Genomic DNA, 6,664 nt, shown 5'->3' on the forward strand with positions numbered 1-6,664 from the left:
AATAATAGCTCATTTGATCATTTCATCAGGATCCCATGTCACTTCATACTCATACCATTTATTATTAGATCTGGCCAGAAAATGTTTACCTTTTACGATAGTTTTGGAGACATTTGGAATTCTGCCCTTTTCTGTCCCATTTTTTATTGACCTAAACTCAAGATTAAAAATATCCTCTTTATCAATCATGTCTTTATCAGCTAATAGTGCAGTTGTAGCAACAATACCAAGTTTTGAATTAAAATGACAATTTATTACTCTCCTGGACTTTGTTTTTATTTCCCATAAAATTTCTCCTTTTGACAGATCTATCATATGCAACATATATGATGAACTAACCAGCAAATATTTACCCGTATCATCAATAAAAGCATTATGAATAATCTCAGCATCAGGTAAAATTTGGTCAAATAAACCTTTAAATATAAGCTCCCCTTTATTGGTGAAACAAAAAAAGACATTTTGATAAAAACTGAAAACAACCAAAAAGTTACTATTAGATGAGAAATTGACAACAGGTTCAATATTTACTTCGCTGATATGTAGTATATCCCCATCCTTATTAAAAAAACCGATATATTTTGAGGGAGCTTCTCCTTCGAAATAAGCCACAAAACAGTTATTATCAGGAGATATTTTTTTAGTATTAAAAGTCCTTATATAAACATCATTTAAGGATGCACTTTTTAAATGATTCTTTTCATCTTTTGATAGTAATGCAATATCTGTATAGTCAATGATATTATTTTGAACTATATAATTATTAATTGAATCAATTTCCTTTATTTTATTTATTTTCAGATGCTTTTCTGATTTCTGAGCACTTGCATTATTCAGAATTCCAAATAACAATACGAGCGTAATAATGGGTGTAATTCTTTTCACATTAATAATTTTAAGAATACTTCATAATGTCCTTTCAGAGTCTTTTATTATTCAACAGCAAAGTAAATATACAAAAACAACCCAATATTTCAACATTTCATATGTCAGAACTTTATGCGGCCTTGACGGGTTCTCATTTCATTTGGAGTTGCATTCTCCGGCCTTGATTTACATGATCTTTTAATCCCGGGGTAACACCCCGGGCTACCAATATTTGACTCCTATGGAGTCTTCTCACAAAAAATGTCATGATTTGAATTGGCCGCTTCACTAATCAAAGTTTGGCGTAGGCACCAGCCTACGTCATATTTAATTATTTACAAAGAACAAAATCTGATGATTTTTCGATTATGACAGTATCCCTTTCCGTTACTCCAAAAAGTTTAAATTTTCCAGGATCATCTAATTGTTTTTTTATTTTTTCGACATCATCAGGCAAATAACCATATTTTAATGCAACTCTAAAAAACCTTTTAGCATTAGCGTCTAACATAATGGTATCAGAATCAAAATAGCGCAGCTCCAATGAATTTGTGTCAATTTCAATGTAATATTTATAATAATATTCACTGACATTTAGGTTATGATTCAAGTTGTTATGCACTTCAAGAACAAAAACAAGGGGTATATATCCAAATCCATAATCAGAATTAATTTGCAATTTTTTAATCAAAAATAATAAACCATCACCTTCTGAATCCTGTTTTACGAATCTTAATTCACTATCACTGCATGTTCTATGACCACATGAAATAAGGGTAATAGCTGCATAAGCTATCAAGAATCCCATTAAAAATAACTTAGTCATTTTCTTCGCTTTAAATATTTTCAGTTTAATAGACTCCAACTTAACTCATAACGCGAGCTTAGTTGTTTAAAACGACGTAGCTTAGAAGCTATGCCAAACAATTAAACTACTTGCATCTTGCTTTTAGAAAGACTTTATATTGTAGTAAATACTAAATATAAAACATAAAAACCCTATTAAAAAAAGCATTAAAGTCCATCGATATTGACTTTTTAATTTTATATCAGTTGTATTACTAATCTTACCAAGGAAAATAAATACAATTTTTATATCATTCTGATTAGGAATAATTCTTTTTAGACTTTTTTCATCAATATCATCTTTCAGATGCTCTTTCATTTTATTAATTGAGCCTAAAACTATTAATAAGGATATTATAGCGCTAAAAAATCCAATCATAACCATCAATAATTAATACCATTTTCACTATAATATGTGTTTTTCAATGAAACATCTTTCACTTCCCTTATCCAAGTTTCTCCAATTACCTGTGATAGACTTTGTTTCATCCGGAGAAGTGTTCTCCAGCCTTGATTAAGATACCCTTTACACCAACCTAATTTAAGCTATCACAAAAGTTTCTAATGATAAAACATGTATCCATCTCAGGGTTTTTAACTATGATTTTATTATCATATTCATCCTTATTTATTGTATCACCTTTAAATATGAATTCATAAAATCCGCTCCTATCCATAGGTAGTGAAAATGAATAAACAGAACCATTACTTTTTATGTCTATCACAGGAAAAGAATGATTTTTATAATCTATATACTTTTTTATAACTACACCTGTTATTTCAGATTCCCAAAATGCGTTATAAACATGGTCACAGTTTTTTCGCTTAAATTCATCCAGAGTAAAAAAAAAATACAATAATGTCAATACCGCCAATGTGAAGGTTATTTTACTCCGATTTTTAATAATTTTTTCAAACCACATAATTTCATATCTAAATTATATATTCCTTTATATCTTAAAAATCTTCAAAGTGAATTACAGCCTTTCTTTTTATATATCTTTTCTTTTGAGAATCATAAAATTTCACCTTAAATGTCATTTCGTTCTTTACCATTGTCTGTAATTTAAAAGGCAAATTTTCATTTTTATTATATTTTAAATTATAATCCTGAGAGAATCGTTTTTGATCATATGGCATTACTGAAATCAGATTCTGGAGCATAAATGAAAAATCCGCATTATTAACTGAACAAAGTTTAGCTTTTGCACCATTCGTTTCAAATACGTACCAAACTATATTTAAATGCGCCCCATGATTCATTATTTTTTCTACAACAAAATATTTCGCATTATTTGTTATAAAATATGATGTAGCATATATATTACCTAGAAGATAAACATCCGAGGGATCAATTTCAACTTGTTTAATATCTTCATATAAACCGTCCTTTCCGGATTTTAACAGTACAATAAATTGTTTATTAATTTCAGGAAATCTTGACAATAAACTATCTTCATGTTGCTCATAATATTCAGTATCAAAACATCCACCAAAACTACAGCCAAGAGGCTTAATTATGGCCTTATAGTCATTATTATCAGAGAATATGGTATCCATGCAACAAACCTTACCCGGGATAGTTCCAAAACTATGAACACTAAAAAAGACTAACAGAATAAAAATATTTGAATGTTTCATAAGCTTATTTTCAACAACAAACGTAAATATACAAAAATCGACGTAGTCAGAAGACCACGCCGAGCAAATTACTGTGTACATATTAGTATCCCGACGAACTACGTTCTCGGGATCAGTTCAACTATGTCAATTCAGAACATTATAAGTAATGATTCTGAATTGACACTTTCACTGATTACACCAGCCCATGGTCCAGCATGGCATTGGCTACCTTGAAGAAACCGGCCACATTAGCACCTTTTACGTAATCAATATAACCATCGCTTTGTTTTCCGTACTGCACGCAGGCATTATGAATGTTCAGCATAATCTGTTTCAGTCGGTTATCCACCTCTTCCGGCATCCACATCAGCTTCATGGCATTTTGCGACATTTCCAGTCCTGATACGGCTACACCACCAGCATTGGCTGCCTTACCCGGAATAAAACCAACTTTTTGTTCCAGAAAATATTTGGTAGCTTCCAGCGTGGTAGGCATATTAGCCCCTTCAGCAATAATACTGCAATTATTTTTAACCAGAATCCTGGCAGATTCCAGGTCCAGCTCATTCTGTGTGGCACACGGCAATGCCACATCGGTATTTACTTTCCAGACATCATTACGGTCTTCGCTGTACTGAGCTTTTGTCCTTGTCTCACAATACTCAAGAATCCGTCCTCTCCGCACCTCTTTTATTTCTTTTACAAGATCCAGGTCAATACCGTCCATATCGATAATACAGCCATTTGAGTCAGACATCGTCACCACCTTACCGCCCAGTTGCTGTACTTTCTCGGCTGCATATATGGCCACATTTCCGGCTCCGGAAATTGTTACTATTTTATCCTTCATGGTAGTACCATGTTCTTCAAGGAACTTTTCGGTAATATACACTAAACCGTAACCAGTTGCCTCTTTTCTGATCCAGCTCCCCCCCCAGTGTGTTCCTTTTCCTGTGAGCACGCCTTCGAAGCGGTTGACCAGACGACGATACTGACCAAACAAAAAACCGATTTCACGTCCGCCCACGCCAATATCACCGGCTGGCACATCCGTATTGGGACCTATATGGCGGTATAATTCTGTCATGAAACTCTGGCAAAAACGCATAACCTCGTTGTCGGATTTTCCCTTCGGGTCGAAATCCGATCCACCCTTGCCACCTCCCATAGGTAAGGTAGTCAGAGCATTTTTGAAGATCTGCTCAAATCCAAGAAACTTAAAGGTACCCAGACTTACTTCAGGATGGAAGCGTAAACCACCCTTATAGGGGCCCAACGCACTGTTAAACTCAATACGATAGCCACGATTCACATGAATTTTACCCCGATCGTCCTGCCAGGGCACACGAAACATCAGGATCCTGTCCGGTTCGGTAATCCGTTCAATAATATTGGCTGCTTCGTAACGGGGATTTTTGTTATACACTTCTTCAATAGACTCCAGTACTTCACGTACTGCCTGGTGATATTCAACCTCACCTGGATTTTTTTCAATGAGGTTCTTTAAAACTTGTTCGGTGTTCATAGTTTTTGATTTATATTTCTATAAATGAACAAAAAACACCACGCTTTCTGAATGATTTTTATCAGCCCGGAAAACTTTATGGATCAGGATATTAATTATAAAAACAACAGCATCAAATTACATTAACCAGAACATTTACCGATTAATTAGTTCTTAATTGACAGATAAACGTTACGACGAAATCTAAACAATTAATAAATCGGGATCAGATTACAATTATTAAAAGCCGTTTCCGTTTCAAATAAAGATTTAAAGGTATATTTTTGTGGAAAATTATTTTAAGACTTAAGATAATAGACATAAGACAAATTCGCAAAGAACAGAATCATATGAACATAAGCTTAACGGATAAGAAATTTGTGATCACTTTAGTGGTGGTAATCTCGGTAATACTCACAGGTGTTTTAGTCATGTTTTTTATACAGAACAACCAGATGAATCAGATGGAGGAATCGTTTAATATTGAAAAGGATTCTCTTCTGGGAGACTACCGGGAACTTGCATTTCAATATGATTCGCTGATGCCGCAAACCGATTCTATGATTCTGCGTCTTGAAATTGAACGCCAAAAGGTGGTTCAACTGATGGAAGAACTGGAAACCGTTAAAGCTACAAATGCTTATAAAATCAGAGAATACAAAAAGGAGCTTTCAACCATGCGTAAAGTAATGAAGCACTATGTATTCCAGATAGATTCCCTGAGCCAGGTAAACCAGGAACTGCGGGAAGAAAATAAAAAAGTAGTTCAACGCTATGAAGAGGCATCGCAGACCGTAAATAAGTTGCAGGAAGAAAAAGAAACACTGGTTAAAAAAGTGGAAATCGCGTCTCAGCTTGAAGCAACTGATTTTAGTATTGAGATGCTGAATGATCGCAGCAGGACAACCAGAAGACTGAGCAAGGCCGTAAAAATTGAAATTTGTTTTAATCTGAGCAAGAACATTACAACACCTGTTGGGGAAAAACCTGTGTACTTAAGAATTACAGCTCCCAATAATGAGGTCCTTATAAAAGATTCAAATAACACCTTTAAGTATCAGGATAAGGATATTCTCTACTCCATAATGCGGGTTATAGAATACGAAGGTGAAGCCATGCAGGTATGTGGATACTGGAAGATTGAGGAGTTTCTGTTCGAGGGAGAATATCGTGTTGACGTATTCGCAGATGGTTATCTAATCGGACAGGCTGTATTCGAATTAAGTTGATTATTACAAAGTTTTGTATAATTTACTGAGAGCAAACAGATTACTTTAAGGATCTTTTTTTTAGAATTTTTTCAAATAATCTCATTTTTTTCTTTTATAACCGGTTTTTAATCCTACCTTTGCCTAAATTTTAATTAAAATAAGTAATGAATAAAGGTATTGTAAAATTCTTTAATGATTCTAAAGGTTATGGTTTTATTAAAGATGAAGAAACAAACAAAGAGTATTTTGTACACGTATCTGGCCTGGTTGATCAGGTTGGAGAAAATGATGAAGTAACATTTGATCTTCAGGAAGGAAGAAAAGGATTAAATGCAGTTAATGTAAAGCTTGCTTAATATTATTGATCCAAATATAAAAGGACTTCCAAGGTTGACCGTCGGTCAGCCTTTTTTTGTGCCTAAAAAAACGATTTAAAGTGGAGATTAGGAGATTAAAAAAGGCCATATTAAGTATATCCAAAATCCTCCGCCCGTCGTTTGACGGACACCTCCTTTTAAACCTTAGATTTGTGGATATATTCTTAAATGATCTGGAAAGGCTTAAATTTGAGATAATAACATAAATTCAAAAAGAAAGGAAAACCAGTAAGTAA

Annotated in this window: 8 protein-coding genes; 2 read left to right on the forward strand and 6 right to left on the reverse strand. The window is 33.7% G+C overall.

From position 1 onward, the window contains the following. Positions 1-9: 9 nt before the first annotated feature. From ACE01N_RS07900 to gdhA, 6 genes are all read right to left on the reverse strand, one after another. Complete coding sequence (locus ACE01N_RS07900) at positions 10-885, reverse strand: hypothetical protein (protein WP_380586753.1); 876 nt, start codon at positions 883-885, stop codon at positions 10-12. 313 nt (positions 886-1,198) lie between these two features. Then, on the reverse strand, positions 1,199-1,693 hold the full coding sequence (locus ACE01N_RS07905; protein WP_380586756.1) for a hypothetical protein: 495 nt from the start codon (positions 1,691-1,693) through the stop codon (positions 1,199-1,201). Between the two features lie 123 nt (positions 1,694-1,816). Beyond that, on the reverse strand, positions 1,817-2,092 hold the full coding sequence (locus ACE01N_RS07910; protein ID WP_380586759.1) for a hypothetical protein: 276 nt from the start codon (positions 2,090-2,092) through the stop codon (positions 1,817-1,819). A gap of 157 nt (positions 2,093-2,249) precedes the next feature. After that, positions 2,250-2,636, reverse strand: coding sequence for a hypothetical protein (locus ACE01N_RS07915; RefSeq protein WP_380586762.1), 387 nt, complete (start codon positions 2,634-2,636; stop codon positions 2,250-2,252). 34 nt (positions 2,637-2,670) lie between these two features. Further along, positions 2,671-3,354 carry a hypothetical protein gene (locus ACE01N_RS07920; RefSeq protein WP_380586765.1) on the reverse strand — a complete coding sequence of 228 codons (684 nt, stop codon included), beginning with the start codon at positions 3,352-3,354 and terminating at the stop codon, positions 2,671-2,673. A 175-nt stretch (positions 3,355-3,529) separates the two neighbouring features. Further along, the gene (gene gdhA, locus ACE01N_RS07925; protein ID WP_380586768.1) at positions 3,530-4,861 is read right to left on the reverse strand and encodes an NADP-specific glutamate dehydrogenase; all 1,332 of its coding nucleotides are present in this window, start codon (positions 4,859-4,861) and stop codon (positions 3,530-3,532) included. Positions 4,862-5,190: 329 nt separating this feature from the next. Between gdhA and ACE01N_RS07930 the strand changes: the two genes are divergently transcribed. Beyond that, positions 5,191-6,069: a hypothetical protein gene (locus tag ACE01N_RS07930; RefSeq protein ID WP_375728195.1), complete on the forward strand. Its 879-nt coding sequence runs from the start codon at positions 5,191-5,193 to the stop codon at positions 6,067-6,069. Between the two features lie 146 nt (positions 6,070-6,215). Continuing rightward, positions 6,216-6,407: a cold-shock protein gene (locus ACE01N_RS07935; RefSeq protein WP_375720276.1), complete on the forward strand. Its 192-nt coding sequence runs from the start codon at positions 6,216-6,218 to the stop codon at positions 6,405-6,407. Positions 6,408-6,664: the final 257 nt, after the last annotated feature.

Source organism: Quyinboa ferrireducens (genome assembly GCF_042436675.1).
Taxonomy (GTDB): domain Bacteria; phylum Bacteroidota; class Bacteroidia; order Bacteroidales; family UBA5342; genus JBHJHP01.

Excerpts from the sequence above, each read along its gene's own strand:
- ACE01N_RS07910 (WP_380586759.1), bottom strand. The coding sequence starts at position 2,092 with ATGATTGGATTTTTTAGCGCTATAATATCCTTATTAATAGTTTTAGGC.
- ACE01N_RS07905 (WP_380586756.1), bottom strand. The coding sequence starts at position 1,693 with ATGACTAAGTTATTTTTAATGGGATTCTTGATAGCTTATGCAGCTATT.
- ACE01N_RS07930 (WP_375728195.1), top strand. The coding sequence starts at position 5,191 with ATGAACATAAGCTTAACGGATAAGAAATTTGTGATCACTTTAGTGGTG.
- ACE01N_RS07935 (WP_375720276.1), top strand. The coding sequence starts at position 6,216 with ATGAATAAAGGTATTGTAAAATTCTTTAATGATTCTAAAGGTTATGGT.
- gdhA (WP_380586768.1), bottom strand. The coding sequence starts at position 4,861 with ATGAACACCGAACAAGTTTTAAAGAACCTCATTGAAAAAAATCCAGGT.
- ACE01N_RS07915 (WP_380586762.1), bottom strand. The coding sequence starts at position 2,636 with ATGTGGTTTGAAAAAATTATTAAAAATCGGAGTAAAATAACCTTCACA.
- ACE01N_RS07920 (WP_380586765.1), bottom strand. The coding sequence starts at position 3,354 with ATGAAACATTCAAATATTTTTATTCTGTTAGTCTTTTTTAGTGTTCAT.